Here is a 578-nt window from a genome sequence, read left to right on the forward strand (position 1 = left end):
CCGTTGCTGGCGTGTTCCTCCTGTACTTCCCGGTCGTTGTCCTCTGCGTTGTGCTGCTGATCGCAGGTGGTGTTCTCCAATTGCTGCTGCTGCCGTTCGTCATCCTGGTACGCAAACTGCGACGGTCAAGGCCCAAGCCGGACATGGATGGATCGTGGCTCTTGGGGCCGGCGGAGCGGTAGCCGGATCCGGGCCAACCTTTGCGTCGAAAATACAGGTACTCATAACTAGTGCGCCCGGTACGCCTAAGCCCTTATCGTTGTGCTCGGAGCCGGCGACGAGGGCCGCGTCGAGACCACGCGCGCCCATCCCAGCCGTCGTCGGCCCCCTTGACCCCTGTCCAGAGGGAAATCCGCTGTCCGCAAGTCTGCTGGGCAGCAAAGTGGATCGCAATTTCGCGGCGATAGTGCATCCGCAAGGGAACTACCGAAACGCGGATGGCCCGCCCTCCTGAAGGGAGGACGGGCCACACACTGCTTGTTTACGGCCGGAGAAAGTCCGGTTACAGGCAGCCGCTAGCGGCGGTTGCGGCCGTCGTCATCGAGTTCGATGTTTTCCTTGCGGACTTCCTCGGTGAC

The 578-nt window shown here is 62.3% G+C and carries 1 protein-coding gene; it reads left to right on the forward strand.

Going from position 1 to position 578, the window contains the following annotated elements; genetic code table 11:
• Nucleotides 1–182 (forward strand): hypothetical protein (locus tag CXQ88_RS22210; protein WP_104046163.1); only part of this gene is annotated, 182 nt, incomplete at its 5' end.
• Between the last annotated feature and the right edge of the window lie 396 nt (nt 183–578).

The organism is Arthrobacter sp. ZGTC412, assembly GCF_002929215.1.
GTDB lineage: Bacteria > Actinomycetota > Actinomycetes > Actinomycetales > Micrococcaceae > Arthrobacter.